Here is a 20,902-nt window from a genome sequence, read left to right as displayed (position 1 = left end):
GTTTCGCTTCGCTCGACCATGTGGCCGCCGGTCGTGGACGCGGCGAGATTTCGGGCTCGGCGCGCCACCCCCGAGGCTATCCAGCAGGGGTATAGCTCGAATTCCGGGTGTTTTACGTAGAGTGGGGCGCGACAGGTCTAAAGAGACCAGTTCCCAATCTTCGGAACTCAGGAGCGTGGCATCGTGGGCATGCGCCCCCCGACAGGCTTACCATCGCTGTCTCGACGCAGCCGCGTGCTGCTTGTGACCGCATTAGTGTTCGCAGCTCTGCTGTTGGTCGGGCCGCGGCTCACCGACGCGTACACCAACTGGTTGTGGTTCGGGGAGGTGGGATTCCGCAGTGTCTACCACCGGGTCCTGCTGACCCGCGTCCTTCTCTTCGTGGTCGTCGCGTTGGTGATCGCCGGCATCATCTGGCTGGCATTGCTGATGGCTTATCGATCGCGGCCGGTATTCGTTCCGGTGAGCGGACCGGGCGATCCCATCGCGCGCTACCGCACCACCGTCATGAGCCGACTCCGCTTGTTCGGCTTGGGAATCCCGCTCATCATCGGTCTGCTGTCGGGCTTGGTCGCCCAGGCCAGCTGGGTGACGGTGCAGCTGTTCCTGCACGGTGGTTCGTTCGGTATCACGGATCCGCAGTTCGGTCTGGACGTCGGCTTCTACGCCTTCGATCTGCCGTTCTACCGGATGGTCTTGAACTGGCTGTTCGTCGCCGTGGTGATCGCGTTCCTCGCGAATCTGCTGACGCATTACGTATTCGGCGGTCTGCAACTGACCGGCCGCGAGGGCAGCCTGAGCACCGCGGCCCGCGTACAGCTGGCCGTGCTGGCGGGAACTTTCGTGCTGCTCAAGGCGATCGCGTACTGGTTCGACCGGTATGCCCTGCTGTCGAGTCAGCGCAAGGAACCCACCTTTACCGGTGGCTCCTACACCGATATCAACGCGGTGCTGCCCGCCAAGCTCATCCTGCTGTCCATCGCGGTGATCTGTGCGGTGGCCTTCTTCGCCGGGATCGTGTTGAAGGACCTGCGAGTCCCGGCGATGGCGGCGGCACTGCTGCTGCTGTCCTCGGTACTGGTCGGCGCGGTATGGCCGCTGCTGGTAGAGCAGTTCTCGGTGCGCCCGAACGCGGCCACCAAGGAGGCCGCCTATATCGAGCGCAATATCGCGGCGACGCGCGACGCGTACGGGATAACCGACGACAAGGTCGAATACGTCGACTACAAGGGCATCGCACAAAACGCGACCGGCGGCAATATCTCGACCGCTGACCGGCAGACCATCAAGAACATCCGCCTGTTGGACCCGACTCTGATGCAGGCCACCTTCATTCAGCGCAACCAGCAGCTGCAGAACTTCTACGGCTTCCCTGATCCGCTGGATGTGGACCGCTACGAGATCAACGGTGAGCTCCGGGACTTCATTGTGGCGGCCCGAGAGTTGCAGCCGCAGAACCTGTCCGGAAACCAGACCGACTGGATCAACAAGCACACCGTCTACACGCACGGCAACGGCTTCGTGGCGGCACCCGCCAACCGGGTGAATATCGCGCCGCCGAAGGAATCCGCGCAGGCGCAGCAGGCGACGGGCGGCGAAACGGGTGGCTACGGCTACCCGGTATTCGACGTCGACGGTCTGTCGACCGTCAGCGACCTGTTCATTCCGGAGGAGCGACAGGCCATCCCGGTCACCCAGCCGCGTATCTACTACGGTGAGCTGATCTCCAAGACCGACGCCGACTACTCGATCGTAGGTTCCAATGGAGAGCCGGCGCGCGAGTACGACACTTCCTCCGAGCAGTACACCTACACCGGTGCGGGCGGCGTACCGCTCGGCAACTGGGTCAACCGGCTGGCGTTCGCGTCCAAGTACGCCGAGCGCAATATTCTGTTCTCCGGTGTCATCGGCGAGGATTCGAAGATCATCTTCAATCGCGATCCGAGCGAGCGGGTGCAGCAGGTGGCGCCGTGGCTGACCACCGATAGCGACATCTACCCGGCGGTGGTGAAAGGCCGCATCCAGTGGATCGTGGACGCGTACACCACACTGGACAGTTTCCCGTACGCCCAGCGCACCTCGCTGGACGGTGTACTCGAGGACAGCATCGACCAGACCACCGGGCGGCTGCTGCCACGCAAGGAAGTCAACTACATCCGCAACTCGGTGAAGGCGACCGTCGACGCGTACGACGGCACCGTGACGCTGTACGAGGTCGACAAAACCGATCCCGTACTCCAGGCGTGGCGCGGGGTGTTCCCGGAAGCGGTGACGCCGGAGAGCGAGATCACCGACGAGTTGCGTGCGCACTTCCGCTACCCGGAGGATCTGTTCAAGGTCCAGCGCGATCTGCTGGCGAAGTACCACGTGGACGATCCGCGAGAGTTCTTCACCAACAACGCGTTCTGGTCGGTTCCCAATGACCCGACAGTGGAGGGCGCGGGCGCGGGGATGAGCCAACCGCCGTACTACCAGCTGCTCGGCAATACCGAGACGGGGAAGTCACAGTTCACGCTGACCAGCGGGATGGTCGGCTTCCGGCGTCAGTTCCTGTCGGCCTACCTGCAGGCGCATTCGGACCCGGAGAACTACGGCAAGATCACGGTCTTGCAGTTGCCATCCGGTTCGGAGACACCGGGTCCGGGTCAGACCCAGACCTCGATGACCACGGCCGATGAGGTCTCTCGTGACCGAAATCTGCTGACCGGTGGCAATGTCAACAAGATCCGGTACGGCAATCTTCTGACACTGCCCATCGGCAATGGCGGCATTCTGTACGTCGAGCCGTGGTATCTGGAGCGCAACGCGGGTGCCGGGGCCCCCACCTTCCCGCAGTTGGTGAAGGTACTGGCCAGTTATCGGGACAAGGTGGGTTACGGCTCCACGCTCCAGGAGGCGCTGGACAAGGTGCTGCCCGGCACCGGTAGCGCCGCCACCGACCTGCCCGGCCAGCAAGGCACCGCGCCGCCACCGAATGAGGGCACCACACCACCGGAACAGGGCACCACGGCACCGCCCGTCGACAAGGAAGCCGCGGTGAAGCAGATCGACGAGGCCCTCGCATCCGTCGGTGATGCGCAGAGGTCCGGAGATCTGGGCCAATTGGGCCGTGCGCTGGAGCGATTGCAAACAGCGGTCGATGCCTACGAGAAGGCGGGCGGATAGCCACACTCGAGACAGCCGCAAGGCGCTGGATAATCGAAAGGCGCTGTCGTCAGCATTGACGACAGCGCCTTTCGGCTCTCCCGGTATGGAGGAGCTCAGAGGTCGGAGCAACCGAGGACGGCTAGCGGCCGATCGACTCGATCAGCCCGGCATTGTCGGCGAGGACCTGGTGGAACTGGCCCTCCACGCCGAACTGGCGGGCGAACTCGGCACCGGTGGTGGTGGCCTGCTCGATGAGCACCTGGCGATCGTCGACAGGTGCGGCGGGAGCGGGAGCGGCGGGCTCCGGCTCGGGTTCGGATACGGACGTGCCCTGGCGCAGGTACGCGCCACAGGTGGGCCAGGCGCCGATGCCCTGATTGGCGAGCACGTTCTCGGCTACTCGGATCTGCTCTGCCTTACTGGCCTGGTTGGCGTAGCCGGTGCCGCCATGGGCTTGCCAGGTGCTGTGCGAGAACTGCAGACCGCCGTAGTAGCCGTTTCCGGTATTGATTCCCCAGTTACCACCGCTCTCGCACTGGGCCACACCGTCCCAGTCGTGGGTCGGCGCGGCCGACGCGGTGGCGGAAAGACCGAACGGGACGGCAACAAGGGCGCTGGCGACGGCCGCGAGACCGAATGCGCGGGTGTTGATCTTCCGGTTCTGTTTCATGTGGTGTCCCTCCCTGCGCCTACCGACGACGACGCGTTTGCTCCGTCGTGTCCCCTGTCCCCAGGAGGTCGGGGTGCCCGTACCGCGGGACAGGGTCTCCGGCGTGCGGCGGTTCGGGTCGGTGCCCATCACGTTTGATCCGGGCCGAGCACGACGATAACGGGGAAATCTCGACAGATCACGTCTTGATAACTTCGGAATTGCATGAAGTGAATAACAGCAAAAACACCCTTAATGCAGGTTGGCTATGCTGTATTTCGATAATCCGATTGGTCTGTTATATGCCCGTGATGTGTTCCAGATCACGACAAAAATGTGATGTGAGTCACGTTTATTTGCCGATATCGGCTGGGAATCGCGTGCGGGCATGCGGAATGTAAGGGCCCTTCCCTTGGGAGCTTCCTCGGCCCTGCTGTGCTTGCCGACAGTTCGCCTGGAAAACCCCCTGTTCCAGACCCTTCCATGATCATCTTCACAACCCCGGAAACCGGTCCTGACCAAACGATTTGCACTCTCTGTGCAACCGTGTGTAATGTTGTATTCACCGACGCGGGGTGGAGCAGCTCGGTAGCTCGCTGGGCTCATAACCCAGAGGTCGCAGGTTCAAATCCTGTCCCCGCTACTACGAAAAGACCCGGAACCACTGGTTCCGGGTCTTTTTCGTTGTCCTACCCCGTCGAATCCCCGCCGCCAGTGGATACGGGGTTGATGGCGGATACGCGGTCCGGAAGGTGTGCGGGAACGGCCGTGCCAGCGCTCGTCACCCTCGATTGGCCGGGGTATGGCCGAACCCGGTGGTATTTCACGCGGCCGGACGTACTGTAGAGGTATGCGTGGTTTCGTCCACCTTCTACTGTTCGCCTGCGCGATCGCGATGGCGGTCGGAGCGTTCGGCCCGCTCGTCGGCACGATCGAGGCGCGCGACGTTCGATTCACCGATCTGCGGGAGGGGTTCGGCGCTCACAGCCTCGAACAGATCGGGGCCCAGTCGGCCGCGGTGCAGGCCTCGCTGGCTGTCGTCCTGCTGGGCGTGGCCGTTATCGTCCTGGTGGCCGCGCTGACCGGCTCGCGGGGGCTCGGCTGGCTCGGTGTCCTGATCGGACTCGCCGCTATCGCCGTAGTCGCCTGGCGGCTGAACGAGCGCTTCGACGAGCAACTGCGCGCCGACTACCGCGACCTGTTGTCGGGCACCTGGGGCCTGTACCTGTTCGCGGGCGGACTTCTCCTCGCGCTGGTGGCCCTGCTCGTACCTCGTGAGCGTCCTACACGCTCGCCCTCGATAGCCTGACAAAGAGCGCGAATGACCCGAAACCCATTGGGGTTCCGGGTCATTCGTTATCCGTGAGTAGATGGTCGGCGGTCTGCCGGTGGCGAACGGCCAGCGGCCGTAGTGGGGATTGCTGAACAGTCGCGAGTATCCGCGTGATGTCGGTTCGCCAGCTGTAGTGCGCGACCGGTGTGTCACGCGGCGCTCTGAATCGCCCATCGCCGCGAGAGGGTTCGGAGGTTATACCTGGCCTGAGCCGCGGTATGACGGTCCGCGTGCTCCCACGGGAGCGCGATCGGCGGGCCCATCCCCGTCACCGATGGTGGTGCGAAATTGGTGCACTCCTTCGCCACCGCGGGGGATCACGTGATTTCGGCGGTGTACTCCGGTGCCGAAGGTTTCAACGGGTCGACCGGCGAGGGGCGGACCGTGACGGTCTCCGATCCGGTACCCGTCGAGCAGAACACCGTGACGCCCCTCGCAGTCCAGGAGAAAGCCACCAAGGGTGACGCGGTGACATTCACCGCCACCGTCAAGACCGAGGGCGGCGACGCGGTCGACGACGGAACCGTCCGCTTCATGGATGGCGGTACGCCCATGGGAGCTGCGGTGGACGTGGTCAACGGTAAGGCGGTTCTCCAGTACACCGTCGGCGTGACCGGTGCCCGACAGATCACCGCGGTCTACACCGGAGGTGTCGGTTACAACGGCTCCACCTCCGCGGCCTCGACCCTGACGGTCGTCGATCCCTCCAGCCTCGGCGGTGGTGGAGGTTCCGGCGCTCGGCCGGAATGATCCGGCCGGGCGCCCAATACTGGAGCTACCGAGCCGCGGTCACCAGTTCGGCGCACCGTTCGCCGACGAGCATGACGGTGATATTCGGATTCACCGTCGTGTGCGCGGGGAATACCGAGGCGTCGGCGACGCGCAGGCCTTCGACGCCCTTCACCCGCAGCTCGGGATCCAGTGGGCTCATCGGGTCGTCGACCGCCCCCATCCGCACCGTCCCGACCGGGTGATACACGGTGTTGTGCGTGCGGCGAATATAGTCGGCGAGCTCGGCGTCGGAGTTGGTGTCCGGGCCGGGGTACAGTTCGCGCTCCACCCAATCGGAAAGCGGTGCGGCCGCGGCGATCTCGCGTGCCTTCCGAATTCCGGCGACCATTACGCGCATATCGTGGCCCTCGGCGTCGGTGAAGTAGCGCGGGTCGACGCGCGGCTTGTCACGGAAGTCGCGTGAGCGCAGCCGGACGGTGCCGCGGGAGCGGGCCTGGGTGACATTCGGGGTGAGGCAGAAGGTGTTGTCAGCGGTCGGATACCCCTGCCGCAGCGTATGCATATCGAAAGGCACGCTGCCGTAATGCATCATCAGGTCGGGCCGGTCCAGTCCTTCGACGGTCGTCGTGAAGATCCCGGCCTCCCACCACTGCGTCGAGGTGCGGACCATCGGCCGCTTGGTCTCGAAAGCGATGACGCCCTCCGGATGGTCCTGCAGGTGCGCGCCGACCCCGGGGGAGTCGGCGAGGACGTCGATTCCGTTCTCGCGCAGGTGATCCGCCGGGCCGATGCCCGAGAGCATGAGCAGTTTCGGTGAGTCGATGGCACCGGTGCAGACAATGACCTCACGCCCGGCCGAGATCCGGGTGGTACGACCGAAAGCATTGTCGGTGATATCGACGCCGACGGCCCGGCCGCCCTCGATGACGATCCTCTTCGCCCAGGCGCCGGTTCGAACGGTGAGGTTCGGCCGGTCCAGATTCGGATGCAGATAGCTCACCGATGAGGAGGAGCGGACGCCGTCGGCGCGGCGGTTGATCTGAAAGAAGTTGGCGCCGTTGACAACCGTTCGCCCCGAGTTGAATTCGGCGCGCGGAATACCCACGGCTGCACAGGCATCGAGCACGGCCACGCCGCACGGGTCGTTCGGCGGCACCGTCATAATGTGGACGGGACCGCTGCGGCCGTGGTGATCGCCCGGGGCATCATTGGTTTCGATCCGGGGATAGAGCCGATACACCGAGTCCGAACCCCAACCGGCACAGCCGTGTTCGTGCTCCCAGGAGTCGAGGTCCTCGCGTGGCGCCCAGAACGCGATACAGCTGTTGTGCGACGAGCAGCCGCCGAGCACCTTGGCGCGAGCGTGCCGCATGAACGAGTTGCCGTTCTCCTGCGGTTCGATGGGATAGTCCCAGTCGTACCCCGATTCGAGCAGCTCCATCCAGCGGTCCAGCCGCAGAATGGCATCGTCACCGACATCGGTCGGCCCGGCCTCGAGCAGGCATACCGTCACCGACGGATCCTCCGACAGGCGCGCTGCGACGGCCGCGCCACCGGAGCCGCCGCCGACGATCACATAGTCGTATTCGTTCACTTCCGCTCCCCTCGGTCGGCGAACCAGCCGGTGACGCCCGGCCGGAGATTCTCGTAGACGTGCTTTGCCTCGCGGTACTCGTGCAGGCCGGACGGTCCCAGTTCGCGGCCGACGCCGGAGTGGCCGAAGCCGCCCCATTCGGCCTGCGGCAGGTACGGCCCGAAATCATTGACCCAAACGGTGCCGTGTCGCAGCCGGGCGGCGATCCGGCGGGCGCGCGCAGCGTCGAAGGACCACACCGCACCGGCGAGGCCGTACTCGGTGTCATTGCCGATGGCGACGGCCTCGTCCTCGGTGGTGAACGTCTCGACTGTCACGGTCGGCCCGAACGCCTCATCGTGCACGCACGCCATATCGCTGGTGGCGCCGTCGATTACGGTCGGCAGATAGAACCACCCGTCGTCGAGGTTGCCGGAACCCCGATCGCCCGTGGCGAAGGCGCCGCCGGCACGAATCACGGCGCCCTCGGCCCGCGCCCGCTCCACGTAGGCGTGCACCTTGTCGCGGTGTGCGGCGGAGATGAGCGGCCCGGTCTCGGTGCCCTCGGCGAATGGCAGCCCGAGCCGGATCTGCTCGGCACGCCGCACCAGCTCGTCGACAAAGCGGTCGTGCGCCGACGCCTCGATAACGAGCCGCGCACCGGCCGAGCACACCTGACCGGAATGCAGGAACGCCGCGTTCAGCGCATTGTCGACCGCGGCGGCCAGCCGCTCGTCGGTGTCGCAGGCATCGGCGAAGATGACATTCGGATTCTTGCCGCCGAGTTCGAGAGCCACCTTCTTGACGGTCGCCGCCGCCTCGCGGGCAATGATCTTGCCGGTGGCGAGGCCGCCGGTGAAGGAGACGAGGTCGACATCCGGATGCGCGGACAGCGGCGCCCCGGCGGTGGCGCCCGCCCCGAGCACGAGGTTGGCCACACCGGGTGCCACACCGAGGTCGTGCAGCACCGACAGCAGCAGGATCGAGGTGTGCGGCGTCAGCTCCGACGGTTTGAGCACGAAGGTGTTACCGGCGGCCAGAGCTGGCGCGACCTTCCAGGCCGCCTGCAGCAGCGGGTAGTTCCACGGTGTGATGAGTCCGCATACGCCGACCGGTTCGTAAACGATCCGCGAGTCGACATCCGGGGAACCGGCGTCGACGACGCGGCCGGCATCGTCGGCCGCCAGTTTGCCGAAGTACCGGAAGCAATTCGCGATATCGGACATATCGATATCGGACTCGTAGGGACGCTTTCCGGTGTCGAGGGTCTCGGCGCGGACGAATTCGTCGCGGCGGGCGTCGATGGCGTCGGCGACCCGCAGCAGCAGATCACCGCGCTCCGCGGCCGAGGTCTGCCGCCAGGGCCCGCTGTCGAAGGCCCGGCGGGCGGCGGCAATGGCCGCCTCGGTGTCGGCCGTACCCGCCTCGGCGACCACGCCAACGACGGAATTATCCGCAGGGCACCGGATTTCGCGGGTTTCACCGGATGCGGCGGCGCGCCAGGCGCCGTCGATGTACAGGGTATCGCTCATGACCGCGCCTCACTCATGTGTTGGATGTCCCTTCGGGATTGTCGGCGGCGACGTCGGCGTCGCTGGGTTTCGATTCGTGGTGGTCGGAGGCCGAACGTCGCAGGTGCAGGTATCCGAGGTGGCGTTCGTACTGGTCGAGGATGTCGCCGATAACCTGCTCGCGGCTGTAGCCGTTGAGCGAGTAGCCCTGCGAACCCTCCGCCAGGTACACCTCGCAGCGGAAGTAGCGGTCGGCCGAGCGTTGCGACAACACCGCGTAGGTCGGGGTGGGCGCCGATACCGGCCACACGCAGTACTCGAACCCGGGATCGGTCGCCTGATCGACAACCAGCCGTGGCGACGGTATGTCCTCGTGGCTGGCGGACTCGTCGACGGTCGCGGTGATACCCGCGCGCGCGAACTCGTCGGCGACCTCGCGCATGGCCGGTACGACGGTATTGGCGACGAACCTCCGCGTCGTCGCCGCTCCCGGGTACTGGATGGTGGACAGCAGTCGCCGCCGCCAGCTGCCGTGCTCCGACGGACCGCGCCCGACCGCAAGGGCTTTCGGCAGTGTCGTGCGGTAGCTGTCGATCTTGTACGACTCATTGCGCACCGCGCGCAGTAGCGCGATTCCGATGAGGGCGAGGATGAACGAGAACGGCAACCCCATGATGATGGTGGCGTTCTGCAGGGTCGTAATCGATCCGCCCGCACCGGCGAACAGCATCGACAGCGTCAGCAGGCCGATCGCCACCGACCAGAAAATGCGCACGCTCCGCGCGCAGTCGGCCATCGGGTCCGGCAGCTTCGAGGTGAAATTGCCCATGACGAGCGAACCGGAGTCGGCGCTGGTCACGTAGAACAGCAGGCCGGTAATGGTCGCGATGCCGAGCAGCAACGGCGCGCCCGGGTATTTGTCGAGCAGTGTGTAGAACCCGGCCTCGGCCTGCCCGGCCGTGATCTCGGCGAAGTCCCGGTCGTCGCGGGCCAGCTCCAGCGCGCTGTTACCGAAGATCGAGATCCACAGCAGGATGAAGCTGAACGGCACGACGAGTACGCCGAAGATGAACTGCCGCAGGGTGCGTCCGCGCGAGATGCGCGCGAGGAACAGCCCGACGAACGGCGCCCACGCCACCCACCACGCCCAGAAGAACAGCGTCCAGCCGTCGAGCCACGCGGTCGGTTCGTTGGCGGTTTCCGGATTGCGGTCCCAGGCGAAGGTGTCGAGCGTCCGGTCGAGGAAGGATGATAGATAGTCCCCGGCGTTCTGGGCGAGCCCGTTGAGCAGGAAATCCGTGCGGCCCGCCACCAGAATGTAGACGAGCAGCACGATCGCCAGAATTACATTGAACTCCGACAGCCGCCGGATGCCCCGGTCGACGCCCGAGGTCGCCGAGATTGTCGCGATGATGACCGATAGCGCGATGAGCCCGATCTGGGCGGCCTTGCCCTCGCTGATGCCGAACATCTCGTGCAGTCCGAAGTTGAGCTGCACGATGCCAATACCGAGCGATGTCGCGATGCCGAAGATGGTGCCGAGGACGGCGGCCACATCGATGGCATCGCCCCACCTGCCCTCCACCCGCTTGCCGAAGATCGGGTAGAGCGCAGCCCGGATGGTGAGCGGCAGGTTGTGCCGGAAGGCGAAGTAGGCGAGCGCCCCACCCATCAGCGCGTACATCGCCCAGCCGGTCAGTCCGTAGTGGAAGATCGTCCAGGTCGTCGCCTCGCGGGCCGCCGCATTGGTTCCGGCCTCCCCGGTGGGCGGGTGCAGGTAGTTGTAGACCGGCTCGGCGACCGAGAAGAACATCAGGTCGATGCCGATACCGGCGGCGAAAAGCATTGCCGTCCACGAGAAGAGGCTGTACTCGGGACGCGATTCGTCCGGGCCCAGCCGGTAGCGGCCGTACTTGCTGGCGCCGATGAATACGACGAGCCCGACGAGGGCCGTTCCGAGAATGAAGTACCACCAGCCGAACCACGTGGCAATGAAGGTCTTGACCTCACCGACGACTGTCTCGGCACTCGTCGGTGCGGCCAACGCCCAGATCGCGAAGGCGAGCACGATCCCCGCCGAGGTGAAGAACACCGGCTTGTTGACGGACCTGCGGTCGGCCTCTGGGTGCGACGCGACGGCGATTTCATGTTTTCCGCCAGCATCAGCGGACTCGGTTCCTGATGGCCTGATTCCGGGCGGCTCACTCATTCGACGAACCATAACGCGTCGGAAGTCGTTGCGGATCGTTAACTAGCCATCGGGCGTGTGGTGTCGGATCGGTACAATGCGGACTTCCGCTGTTTTACAGTGTGCGGCTGATGATCAGCTTCATGATCTCGTTGGTGCCGCCGTAGATCTTTTGAATGCGGGCGTCGGCGTAGAACTTCGAGATGGGGTACTCGGCCATATAGCCGTAGCCACCGAAAAGCTGGAGGCATTCGTCGGCGACCTTGCACTGCTGTTCGGTGAGCCACCACTTGGCCTTGGCGGCGGTGGGGACGTCGAGTTCACCGCGCAGGTGCCGCGCCACGCAGTCATCGGTGAAGCTCCACGCGATGGTCTTGATGGTGTCGCATTCGGCCAGCGTGAACTGGGTGTTCTGGAAGGCGAAGATCGGTTTGCCGAAGGCTTCGCGCTCCTTGGTGTAGGTCAGGGTGACCTCGACGGTTTTCTCGATGGCGGCTGCGGCGATCACGCCGAGGATCAGCCGCTCCTGTGGCAGCTGCTGCATGAGCTGGATGAAGCCGATACCCTCGGCGGCGCCGAGCAGATTCGTCTGTGGCACCCGCACATTGTCGAAGAACAGTTCGCAGGTGTCCTGGCCGTGCTGGCCGATCTTCTCCAGATTGCGACCGCGCCGGAAACCGTCCCGGGTCGTCTCGACCAGGATGAGCGATACGGCGTCCGCGCCCTTACCCTCACCGGTCTTGCAGGCCACGATCACCAGGTCGGCCAGATAGCCATTGGTAATGAAGGTCTTCGCGCCATTGAGGACGTAGTCGTCGCCGTCCTTGACCGCCTTGGTCTTGATGCCCTGCAGATCCGAGCCGGTGCCGGGCTCGGTCATGGCGATGGCCCCGACGACCTCGCCGGAGGCCATCTTGGGCAGCCAGTGCCGCTTCTGCTCCTCGGTGCCGTAGGCGTGCACGTAGTGGGCGACGATCCCGCTGTGCACCGGATTGCCGAGACTGGGCGACATACCGCGCACCTGTTCGGTGAGTACGACGGCCTCGTGCGCGAAGGTGCCGCCGCCACCGCCGTACTCCTCCGGAATGCTCAGGCACAGCAGGCCCAGTTCGCCTGCCCGGTTCCAGATTTCGCGGTCGACATGGTGCTGGCGCGCCCAGCGGTCCTCATTGGGGGCGCATTCCTTCTCGAAGAAGCGGCGCGCGAGATCGGACAGCGCGTCCAGGTCCTCATCCATCCACGGCGAGCGGTGCAGGGCCACGAGTGAACTCCTCTGTTCTAGTCGGCTCTGCCGTGACGGTAAGGCGATATCGCCGTTGGACCTATGACCACGCCGATCGAATCCTTGACCGGAATGCTCGAGGTGCCGCGGCTCAGCGCTGATACGAACCCGGCGCACTGCCGGTCCAGCGGCGGAAGGCACGCGAGAAGGCGCTCGGTTCGGAGAAGCCGAGCCGTCGCGACAGCGCGGTCACCGTCTCGTCGCCGCGCACCAGGCTGGCGATGGCGGCGTCGCGCAGGATCTGCTCGCGGATCTCGCGGGGCGTGGTGTGTTCCTCACGGAGCTTGCGGCGCAACGTTTGTGGACTCATGGCGAGTTCGGCGGCAATATCCTCGATCCCGGGCCAGCCGCCGGAGAGACCGCGTTCGAGGATGCGTCGCACTCGGCCGGTGAGCGAGACCGAGTGGGCGCGCGGATCGAGCACTCCCGAGGGCGCATTGCGCAGAAAGATCAGCAGATCGTCCTCGGTACGCATGATCGGATGGTCCAGTAGCGCGGCATCGAAGACCAGCATCGGGGCCGGTGCCGAAAAGACAACGGGCGCACCGAATATCGCATCGTAGTCATCGATCGAGGGGTCCTCCGCATAGGGGACCTCGATTCGGAGCAGCGGTAGCCGGCCGCCGATCACCCACCCCATGAAGCGATGGGTAATGGTCAGCATGGTGTCGATGACAATGCCGACGGGCTGGGTGACATCGCCGATATCGAAGCGCACCCGAGCCTCGCCCGCCGCCTCGGTCACAGTGACCGGAGGCAGTCCGGGCAACGACCGCCGAAAGCTCTCGAACCTGCGCAGCGCCCCGCCGAGCGTCGCAGCGCCGACCAACCCGAAACACACCAGCCGCAGCGTGCCCCGCGGCATCGGCCGCAACCCGAGCCCGAGCAATTCGTCATCGGTAGCCCGCCACAACCGCTGCACCATCTCCACGACCTGATCGGCGGTAACCCGGGACCGCCCCTCCGCCAACAGATCCGGCGAAATCCCCGCCCCCGCCAGCATCTCGGCAACATCCCAGCCGCGCTGCCGCGCCAACTCGACAATCGCCTGAACCCGCGCAATCGGCAGGGTGCTCCGGGCCCCGGTGGAAGACATCAGCGGAGACCGTATCAACCAGCCGTTTTGGTGTATCCGCCCGCACGCAGTAGTGTTCTGTTCACACCGACGCGGGGTGGAGCAGCTCGGTAGCTCGCTGGGCTCATAACCCAGAGGTCGCAGGTTCAAATCCTGTCCCCGCTACTAACAAAGCAGCCCGGAACCAGCTGGTTCCGGGCTGCTTTGCATTTCCGGCAGTTCGTACGTCCACCCTGCGGACCTGCCCCGCAAGCTCCCTCGGGTTCGACGCTCACCTCGGGGGCCGCCTCGACGCCAGTTCGGCGGCGCCGCGACCGGCCCGGTCCGGCCGGTCGGGGCACCGAGTGGGTCAGCCGAAGCTGCCGGTCGACGTGGCGTGGGGGTTGACGGGAAGTTCGACGATGTACACGTCGGTGATCGAACTGTGGTCGGCCCCGCCTGACGGCGGCTCGAACGCGCACGCGCCGCGTACCCGCATCGTGCCCGCAGGGAGTTGTCCGTTGCCCAGTGACGTCTGGATCATCAGGCCGCCGGCGGGGGCGAAGGACGTCGGGTTGTGGCCGCCGAAGATCTCACCGGTCGCGTCGTTGTAAACCCAGCACACTCCCGTGTCGTTCGGATTGTGGAACTTCGCCGACACCGTTCCGGTCACCGCGAACACCTCTTCCATCACCGGGGGTGCGAGCGGCGGTGTCGCGGTCGCGGTGGTGCCCGAGAGGAAACCGAGCGCGGTGGCCGAGCTGATGGCGGCGGTAATGAGGGGAAGTCGTCGAATGGCCATGATCAAGATCTTTAGCCCCTGATCGATCTCTGTGCAAGACCCCGGTTCCTCGGGCAGGCAAGGGAATTGGAATCTCTGGCGGTTCGCCGACCGCCCGTGAAACCAGGGGCTTGTTCGCGATAACCCGCCATGGTGTCGTGGTCTACGCGGTGCGGTCGTGGGCGGAGGTCGCCGCATCGTCACGGCGAGAGGGAATGTGTGTGAAGGACCTGGAGCAGGTCGTGCCGCAGCGTGCGGAGTTGACGACGGAGTTGCTGTCCTACTTCGGAACGATGGCCGAGAGCGAATTGGCGCCCGATGACGATATTTTCGCACTCGGGCTGGTGAATTCGCTGCGCGCGCTCGAGATCGTCGTGCACGTGGAGAAGAACTACGGGATCTCGGTCGATGTCGAGGATCTCGAGCTCGACAACTTTCGAAGTGCGTCGCGGGCAGCCGCGTTCATCGAACGCAAGCGGGGCGGGGACAGTCGCTCGTGATCGAGGTGGACGACCTCGTAGCCGCCGCGGCTTCGGATGCGGTGGGTTGGGATCGCGATGGCCTACCTGATGACACGATCGACATGGCGGCCCGGGGCGGACTGCTGGGTGCGGACCGTCCTGCCGCTTTCGGTGGTGCCGAACTCGATGCCCTGGAGCTGGGGCGACTGGCCGAGACGCTCGGATACGTGTGCACCAGCCTGCGTTCGCTGCTGACGGTGCACGGGATGGTCGCCGCCGCGGTGGACCGCTGGGGTACGGTCGCGCAGCGCGCGGAGTGGCTGCCCCGGCTCAACTCCGGCGCCGTCGTCGCCGCGCTGGCGGCTACCGAAGCCGGGGCCGGCACCGAATTATCCGCTGTCGCTGCGGCTTTCGAGTCCGACGGCACGGACTTCCTGGTATCGGGCACGAAACTGTGGGTGACATTCGGTCAGCGCGCGGACGTCTACCTCGTGCTCGGCCGAGCGCCGGGCGGCCTGTGCGCCGCCCTGGTGGATCGGGACCGTCCGGGTGTCGAGGTGGAACCGGCCGAGAGTGGTCTCGGGCTGCGCGGCGCTCGGTTGGCGACCGTTCGGTTCGACCGCGTGCGCATTCCAGCCACCCAGCTGATCGCACCGCCGGGATTCGGCCTCTCCCATGTCATCGGCACCGCACTCGACCACGGCCGCTACACCGTCGGCTGGGGGTGTGTCGGGCTCGCCCGCGCCTGCCTCGATGATGCGGCCGCCCATACCGTCACCCGCGTCCAGGGCGGCACCGTACTGGCCGAACACCAGCTGATCCGCGCCACGCTCGGTCGCAGCTGGGTGGAGGTGGAAGGCGCACAGGCGCTGTGCGAACGCGCGGCCGATGCGCGGATCGCCGGATCGCCGGAGGCACTGATCGCCACCATTGCCGCCAAGTACGCCGCCGCCGGTGCCGCGGCCGCGGTGAGTGAACGTGCCGTGCGGGTGCTCGGCGCGGCGGGTTGCGCACCGGACAGCCGGATCGGCCGGTTCTATCGCGACGCCAAGGTCATGCAAATCATCGAGGGAGCGCAGGAGGTCGCCGAGGTGACCATGGGTGAGCATATTGTTCGGGGTGCGCGATGACGTACGACCGCATACTCCTGGGTCCGGTCGCGACCTGGTTCCCGGAACACACGGTCGAGGTCGCCACGCTGGCGGAATTGGCCGATCTCCCCGCGAACCGCCGCGAACACGCATTGGCACTGGGTATCGACACGGTGCGCACCGCCGACACCATGACCGAGATCGATCTCGCCGCCGAGGCGGCGCGGATAGCGCTGGACGAAGCCGAGCTGGATGCGCTTTTGCTGGTCACCGGACGCGCGCCGCAGTACCTGCTCGCCTCGGAGGCGACCCGGCTGCAACACCGGATCGGCGCGACCCGCGCCTTCACCGCGGCGGTCGGGGATCTCGGTTGCGTATCCGTCTCCGCCGCACTCACTCTCGCCGCTGGCCTGGTCCGCGCCGACGCCCACTGTCGCAATGTCCTCGTGGTCACCGCGGCCAAGACACCCACCCGCAACCGCTATCGGGCTCCCATGACACTGCTGGGTGACGGAGCGGCCGCGCTGTTGATCACCACCACCGGTCCGGGTCGCTGGGAGTTCGTCGACCAGATCGTGCGTAGCGAGGGCAAATACGCGGACCTGTTCCGTATCGACTACCGCGATAACGACTCCGACGCCTGGGTCGAGGAGTGTTCCGACGAGTCCACCTACTCGTTCCGGCTCGCCGTCGAGAGCAAGAAACGATTCGACACGATCATTCCGGAACTGCTGCGCCGCAATGAACTTCCCGATGACGCGGTGGGTCCGGTCCTCATGCAGAACCTGTCAGCCGGTGCTTTCGCCTTCTGGGAGGAGGCGCTCGACCGCCCGGTCGACGAGGTCTGCCGCGCCAATCTCGCGGACTACGGCCACCTGGGGTCGATGGACATGCTGGTCAATCTGGAGGCCGCGGCGGCCACGCGTGCGACCGGTGCCTACGCGCTGCTGCTGAACAGCAGCCCGGTCGCCGCCTGGAGCGCCGGCCTGTTGCGGAGGGTGTGATGACGACCGTCAAGTGTCTGGTCTGGGATCTCGACGATACGGTGTGGCCCGGCGTCGTCCTGGAGTCCGACGGCGGCTCACCGAAACCCGAAGCCTTGCACGCGATCAGAACCCTGGATGAACGCGGCATCCTGCACGCGGTCGCCAGTCGCGGCGAGGCGGCCGCCGCCACGTCGCATCTGCGCGCGCACGGTATCGAGGACATGTTCTCGGCCATCGAGGTCAGCTGGGGCCCCAAGTCCGAAGCCATCCGCCGGATCGCGGACTTCTTGAATATCGGTCGCGACACCATCGCCTTCGTCGACAACGATCCGGCCGAGCTGGCCGAGGTGGCCACAGCCTTCCCGGAGGTCCGCTGCTATTCGGCCGATCGAATCGCCGAACTGTCGGATCTACCCGAGTTCGCGCCCGCCGCAGCGACTTCCGAGGCCCGGCAGCGTCGGTCGCTGTATCGCGCGGAGCGCGAGCGCGTGGCATCGCAGGCCGAATTCAGCGGCTCGGACGCGGATTTCCTCGCCTCGCTGGACCTGGTGATGACCGTGCGCGAAGCCACCGAGGCGGATCTGGTGCGCGCCCACGAGTTGACCGAACGTACCCACCAGCTCAATACCACCGGTGCCACTTTCGATCTCGACGAACTGCGGGCCCTGTGCGCCTCGCCGCGCCACGCGGTGCTCGTCGCCTCTCTCACCGACCGTTTCGGCGGTTACGGCACGATCGGGTTGGCGGTGACCGAAGAGCGCGGCTCCGATTCGGTCCTACTCCTGCTGCTCATGTCGTGCCGGGTCATGTCGCGCGGCGTCGGGACGGCGTTCATCGCCGAAGTGGTGCGGCGCGCGCATGCGGCGGATCTACGTCCGGCGGCGGAATTCGTTGCCACATCACTGAATCGGGTCATGCTCGTGACGTTGCGCTTCGCGGGCTTCGAGGTGGTCGAGACAGCGGGGGACCGTGTCCTGCTCGCCTGCTCCGTTCCGGCCGAGAACATCAGCGGCACCGGACATGTCGAGGTGGTCCGATGAGACAGGATCTGCTGACCGGTCTGCTGCGCCAGGTCGATCGGGTGCCCGACCGCATTGCCCTGGTGGTGGGGGAGCGCTCCGTCACCTACCGCGAACTCGACACCGCGACATCGACTCTCGCGTGCCGCCTGGTGGCGAACGGGGTGCGCCCCGGACAGACGGTCATCGTCTACCAGCAACAGAATCTGGACACCGTGATCGGCATGATCGCGGCCCAGCGTGCTGCCGCGGCGTGGTGCGTCATCGAACCCGGTCACGGTGGCGAGGCCGCTCTCGGTGCGGTGTTGGAGGCGCTGGACTGTGCGGCGGTGGTCATCGACGGGCGCGACCGGCTCACCCCGGGCGGCACGGCGGCGGCGCTGGCGGACGCGACGGGCGGTCCGGCACTGATCGATATCGCCGCGCAGGCGGATCCACCGCAGGTCGCGCTGCCCGGCCCGCCGCCCCCGCGGGCACCCGCCTATGCCATCACCACCTCCGGCTCCACGGGAGCACCGAAGGTCGTGGTCGTATCGCGCGCGAACCTCGCCACCCTCATCGGTTCCCGGAATTACTCGCACACCGATGGTGAACTGGTCGCCTTCTCGTCCATGCGGCTGATCTGGGACGGCTCCCTGATGGCCATGGTCTGGGCGCTCACGGTCGGCGGCACCAGCGTGCTCCCCGATGCCCGAATGCTGCGTGATGTGGATGCCGTCGCCGAACTCGCACGCCGCTACCGGGTATCGCATTTCGTCGCGACACCGTCGTTCTATCGGCTGCTGCTGCCGCGGCTGGCCGACCTGCGACCGACATTGCGCATGGTGACCCTGGCCGGGGAAGCGCTCCCGGCGCGCCTGGTGGACGAGCACCGCGAGGTGCTGCCCGCCGCGGCGCTGCAGAACGAATACGGCCCCACCGAAGCCACCGTCACCTGCATCGTCCATGGTGTCTCGGACCTGGCGCGGTCGGTCGTGCCGATCGGCAAGCCGACCGCGGGCAGTACGGCGCATCTGCTCGACGAGCGGCTGCGTCCGGTCCGCCGTGGCGACCGCGGCGACCTGTATCTCGGCGGCGGGCAGATCACCGATGGTTACGCGGCTCGTCCCGGGCTGACCGCGGCCCGATTCGTGGCCGATCCGTTCGCCACCGAACCGGGCGCTCGCATGTACCGCACCGGCGATCTCGCTCGCGCGGATGCCCAGGGCGATATCGAATTCCACGGCCGCGCCGACAGTCAGGTGAAGGTCCGCGGCGTTCGCATCGAACGTGACGCGGTGGAGGCGGTACTGGAAGCCCATCCCGCCGTTCGCGAAGCGGTCGTCCTGCCTGTCCTCGATGTCGACGACACGGTGTACCTGGCCGCGTTCTGGGTGCCGGTCGACGACGGGGCGGTCCCGCCGCCGCCGAGCGTACTGGCCGAGTTCTGCGCTGGACGCGTGCTGCCCGAGGCGGTTCCGGCGCGGTTCGTGACCATCGCCGCGCTCCCCATCGCGGCGGGCAGCAGCAAACTCGACGAGGCGGTCCTGCGCGCCCTGCTGACCGAATCCGTGGACCGCCAGTCGGTCTCGCGGGACGGCTGGACCGACACCGAGCGCGCGATCGCGGAGATCTGGTCGGAGGTGCTGCTGCACGACGAATTCGTCCGCGAGGACCGCTTTCTCGATGTGGGTGGCAACTCGCATCGCGTGGTCGCCCTGCACATGCGCCTGGAGGCGCGCTGGCCGGGCGGCATCTCGGTGGGCCTGCTGTTCGATCTCGACACCGTGGCCGCGCAGGCGGCCGCGCTGCCCGATCCGGCGCAGCCCGCCGAATCCGCACCCGCGGCGGACATTCCCCTGGCATTCGAGGTGTGAAGGACATCGTGACCGCACCAGAACTACGTGACGACGACATCGCCATTATCGGTATCGGTGTGCGTTTTCCGGACGCGACGGACCTCGACGGGTTCCGGGCCAATCTCGCCGCCGGACGGGACTCCATCGGCCCGATGCCGGACTCCCGGGTCGAGGCGACCGCGCTGGACCGCCGCGTCCGATACCTGCCGATGGGGCACCTCACCGATATCCACACCTTCGACTACGCCTTCTTCGGTCTATCCAAACGTGAAGCGGCCCTGATGGATCCGCAGCAGCGGATCGCTTTGGAGCTGGCGCACCGCGCCATCGAGGACGCCGGATACGCACCCGGCACACTGCGTTCGGCGACGACCGCGGTGGTATTCAGCGCGCCGATGCCCAGCTACCACGCCATGGCCGTCGATCCGGGGCCGCTCGCCATGCTGGGCAATCTGCCCTTCGGCACCCCCGCGCGGATCGCGCATCTGCTGGGGCTGGATGGTCCGTGCTACGCGATCGACAGCGGCTGCAACGCCTCCCTCATCGCTGTCCATCACGCCTGCCGCGAACTGCGCGACGGCGATGCGGATTACGCGCTGGCCGGTGGAGTCAGTGTGCGCGCCAACGGATCTCCGGCGTGGACCGTGCAGACGATGACCGAGATCGCCTCGGCCGGCAGCCAGGTCCGTGCCTTCGACGCCGACGCCGACGGCACGGTGCCGGGTGAGGGCGGCGCGGCATTGCTGCTGACCACGCTGGAACGCGCCCGCGCCGACCGGGCACCGGTATACGCCGTCATCCGTGGCAGCGCCGTCCTGCACAACGGCCATTCCGCCGTCACCATCAGCACTCCCAGCGCCGCCGCGCAGGCGAAGGTCATCGACCGTGCCTGGCGTAAGGCGGGAGTCGACCCCCGCACCGCCGGCTATCTCGAAGCACACGGTTCCGCCACCCGCCTGGGCGACGCCGTCGAACTAGAGGGCCTGCGCACCGCGTTCGCCGATCGCGACGCCGCACTGCCGATCGGTTCGGTCAAAACCAATATCGGCCACCTCGACCACGCCGCGGGTGTCGCGGGTCTGGTGAAGGCGGTCCTGTCGGTCGCATACGGTCAGCTCTTCCCCTCCCTGCACTTCCACCGTCCAACCGGAGATCTCGACCTGGCCGCGGCTGGACTGGAGGTCCTCACCCGGCCGCGGCCATGGGAGAGCACCGGGCCGCGCCTGGCGGGCGTGAGTTCGTACAGTCTCGGCGGCG

Annotated in this window: 16 protein-coding genes and 2 tRNA genes (1 of these 18 running past the window's edge); 11 read left to right on the top strand and 7 right to left on the bottom strand. The window is 66.4% G+C overall.

The features are described 5' to 3' along the window. The first annotated feature begins 183 nt into the window (after nt 1-183). A complete protein-coding gene (locus NU1_RS18075; RefSeq protein ID WP_067522928.1) occupies nt 184-3,165 on the top strand; it encodes a UPF0182 family protein in 2,982 nt (993 codons plus the stop codon). 121 nt (nt 3,166-3,286) lie between these two features. Here the strand turns inward: NU1_RS18075 and NU1_RS18070 are convergent, their stop codons facing one another. After that, entirely contained in the window at nt 3,287-3,817 is a 531-nt protein-coding gene (locus tag NU1_RS18070) for a transglycosylase family protein (protein WP_067522926.1), read from the bottom strand. A 548-nt stretch (nt 3,818-4,365) separates the two neighbouring features. Between NU1_RS18070 and NU1_RS18065 the strand changes: the two genes are divergently transcribed. From NU1_RS18065 to NU1_RS18055, 3 genes are all read left to right on the top strand, one after another. Beyond that, nucleotides 4,366-4,439: transfer RNA gene (locus NU1_RS18065), tRNA-Met, on the top strand. A 207-nt stretch (nt 4,440-4,646) separates the two neighbouring features. Continuing rightward, nucleotides 4,647-5,105: a hypothetical protein gene (locus tag NU1_RS18060; protein ID WP_067522924.1), complete on the top strand. Its 459-nt coding sequence runs from the start codon at nt 4,647-4,649 to the stop codon at nt 5,103-5,105. A gap of 315 nt (nt 5,106-5,420) precedes the next feature. Next, on the top strand, nt 5,421-5,879 hold the full coding sequence (locus NU1_RS18055) for an Ig-like domain-containing protein (protein ID WP_067522922.1): 459 nt from the start codon (nt 5,421-5,423) through the stop codon (nt 5,877-5,879). A gap of 25 nt (nt 5,880-5,904) precedes the next feature. Here NU1_RS18055 and NU1_RS18050 read toward each other — a convergent pair whose 3' ends face one another. The 5 genes from NU1_RS18050 to NU1_RS18030 form a co-directional block, all read right to left on the bottom strand. Beyond that, nucleotides 5,905-7,455 (bottom strand): GMC family oxidoreductase, encoded by a 1,551-nt coding sequence (locus tag NU1_RS18050; protein ID WP_067522920.1) that lies wholly within the window; start codon nt 7,453-7,455, stop codon nt 5,905-5,907. After that, complete coding sequence (locus tag NU1_RS43340; protein WP_067522917.1) at nt 7,452-8,966, bottom strand: aldehyde dehydrogenase family protein; 1,515 nt, start codon at nt 8,964-8,966, stop codon at nt 7,452-7,454. The genes NU1_RS18050 and NU1_RS43340 overlap by 4 nt, the downstream gene beginning before the upstream one ends. Nucleotides 8,967-8,979: 13 nt before the next feature. Then, nucleotides 8,980-11,154: a choline BCCT transporter BetT gene (betT, locus tag NU1_RS18040; protein ID WP_084521549.1), complete on the bottom strand. Its 2,175-nt coding sequence runs from the start codon at nt 11,152-11,154 to the stop codon at nt 8,980-8,982. Between the two features lie 94 nt (nt 11,155-11,248). Beyond that, on the bottom strand, nt 11,249-12,394 hold the full coding sequence (locus NU1_RS18035) for an acyl-CoA dehydrogenase family protein (protein ID WP_371859803.1): 1,146 nt from the start codon (nt 12,392-12,394) through the stop codon (nt 11,249-11,251). A gap of 112 nt (nt 12,395-12,506) precedes the next feature. Beyond that, complete coding sequence (locus tag NU1_RS18030; RefSeq protein WP_067522915.1) at nt 12,507-13,511, bottom strand: AraC family transcriptional regulator; 1,005 nt, start codon at nt 13,509-13,511, stop codon at nt 12,507-12,509. Between the two features lie 70 nt (nt 13,512-13,581). Here NU1_RS18030 and NU1_RS18025 point away from each other — a divergent pair. Then, nucleotides 13,582-13,655 (top strand) — tRNA-Met (locus NU1_RS18025). Between the two features lie 184 nt (nt 13,656-13,839). Here the strand turns inward: NU1_RS18025 and NU1_RS18020 are convergent. Continuing rightward, entirely contained in the window at nt 13,840-14,271 is a 432-nt protein-coding gene (locus tag NU1_RS18020; protein ID WP_067522913.1) for a hypothetical protein, read from the bottom strand. A gap of 194 nt (nt 14,272-14,465) precedes the next feature. On the opposite strand from NU1_RS18020, the gene NU1_RS18015 reads away from it, so the two are divergent. The 6 genes in view from NU1_RS18015 to NU1_RS17990 are tightly spaced (each overlapping or abutting the next) and all read left to right on the top strand, a layout consistent with a single transcriptional unit that may run on beyond the window. Beyond that, entirely contained in the window at nt 14,466-14,750 is a 285-nt protein-coding gene (locus NU1_RS18015; RefSeq protein WP_067523041.1) for an acyl carrier protein, read from the top strand. Continuing rightward, the gene (locus NU1_RS18010) at nt 14,747-15,841 is read left to right on the top strand and encodes an acyl-CoA dehydrogenase family protein (protein ID WP_067522911.1); all 1,095 of its coding nucleotides are present in this window, start codon (nt 14,747-14,749) and stop codon (nt 15,839-15,841) included. The genes NU1_RS18015 and NU1_RS18010 overlap by 4 nt, the downstream gene beginning before the upstream one ends. Further along, nucleotides 15,838-16,806, top strand: a complete 969-nt coding sequence (locus NU1_RS18005) for a beta-ketoacyl-[acyl-carrier-protein] synthase family protein (protein WP_067522910.1) — start codon at nt 15,838-15,840, stop codon at nt 16,804-16,806. Before NU1_RS18010 ends, NU1_RS18005 begins: the two co-directional genes overlap by 4 nt. Then, nucleotides 16,806-17,828 (top strand): HAD-IIIC family phosphatase, encoded by a 1,023-nt coding sequence (locus tag NU1_RS18000; protein ID WP_084521548.1) that lies wholly within the window; start codon nt 16,806-16,808, stop codon nt 17,826-17,828. Before NU1_RS18005 ends, NU1_RS18000 begins: the two co-directional genes overlap by 1 nt. Beyond that, nucleotides 17,825-19,663 carry a non-ribosomal peptide synthetase gene (locus NU1_RS17995; RefSeq protein ID WP_067522906.1) on the top strand — a complete coding sequence of 613 codons (1,839 nt, stop codon included), beginning with the start codon at nt 17,825-17,827 and terminating at the stop codon, nt 19,661-19,663. Before NU1_RS18000 ends, NU1_RS17995 begins: the two co-directional genes overlap by 4 nt. Beyond that, on the top strand, nt 19,660-20,902 hold the 5' portion of the coding sequence (locus NU1_RS17990) for a condensation domain-containing protein (RefSeq protein ID WP_245720180.1). The gene runs 3,437 nt beyond the window's last position; only the first 1,243 of its 4,680 coding nucleotides appear in the window; the start codon lies at nt 19,660-19,662; its stop codon lies off the right edge, out of view. Before NU1_RS17995 ends, NU1_RS17990 begins: the two co-directional genes overlap by 4 nt.

The sequence above is a fragment of the Nocardia uniformis NBRC 13702 genome, assembly GCF_001613345.1.
Classification (GTDB): Bacteria; Actinomycetota; Actinomycetes; order Mycobacteriales; family Mycobacteriaceae; genus Nocardia; species Nocardia uniformis.
The sequence above is the reverse complement of the archived record's forward strand: the minus strand, read 5'-3'. Positions and strand labels throughout refer to the sequence as shown.

Coding starts and splice junctions, on each gene's coding strand:
- NU1_RS43340 (WP_067522917.1), bottom strand. CDS start 8,966: ATGAGCGATACCCTGTACATCGACGGCGCCTGGCGCGCCGCCGCATCC.
- betT (WP_084521549.1), bottom strand. CDS start 11,154: ATGAGTGAGCCGCCCGGAATCAGGCCATCAGGAACCGAGTCCGCTGAT.
- NU1_RS18000 (WP_084521548.1), top strand. CDS start 16,806: ATGACGACCGTCAAGTGTCTGGTCTGGGATCTCGACGATACGGTGTGG.
- NU1_RS18015 (WP_067523041.1), top strand. CDS start 14,466: ATGTGTGTGAAGGACCTGGAGCAGGTCGTGCCGCAGCGTGCGGAGTTG.
- NU1_RS18005 (WP_067522910.1), top strand. CDS start 15,838: ATGACGTACGACCGCATACTCCTGGGTCCGGTCGCGACCTGGTTCCCG.
- NU1_RS18030 (WP_067522915.1), bottom strand. CDS start 13,511: ATGTCTTCCACCGGGGCCCGGAGCACCCTGCCGATTGCGCGGGTTCAG.
- NU1_RS18070 (WP_067522926.1), bottom strand. CDS start 3,817: ATGAAACAGAACCGGAAGATCAACACCCGCGCATTCGGTCTCGCGGCC.
- NU1_RS18060 (WP_067522924.1), top strand. CDS start 4,647: ATGCGTGGTTTCGTCCACCTTCTACTGTTCGCCTGCGCGATCGCGATG.
- NU1_RS17995 (WP_067522906.1), top strand. CDS start 17,825: ATGAGACAGGATCTGCTGACCGGTCTGCTGCGCCAGGTCGATCGGGTG.
- NU1_RS18020 (WP_067522913.1), bottom strand. CDS start 14,271: ATGGCCATTCGACGACTTCCCCTCATTACCGCCGCCATCAGCTCGGCC.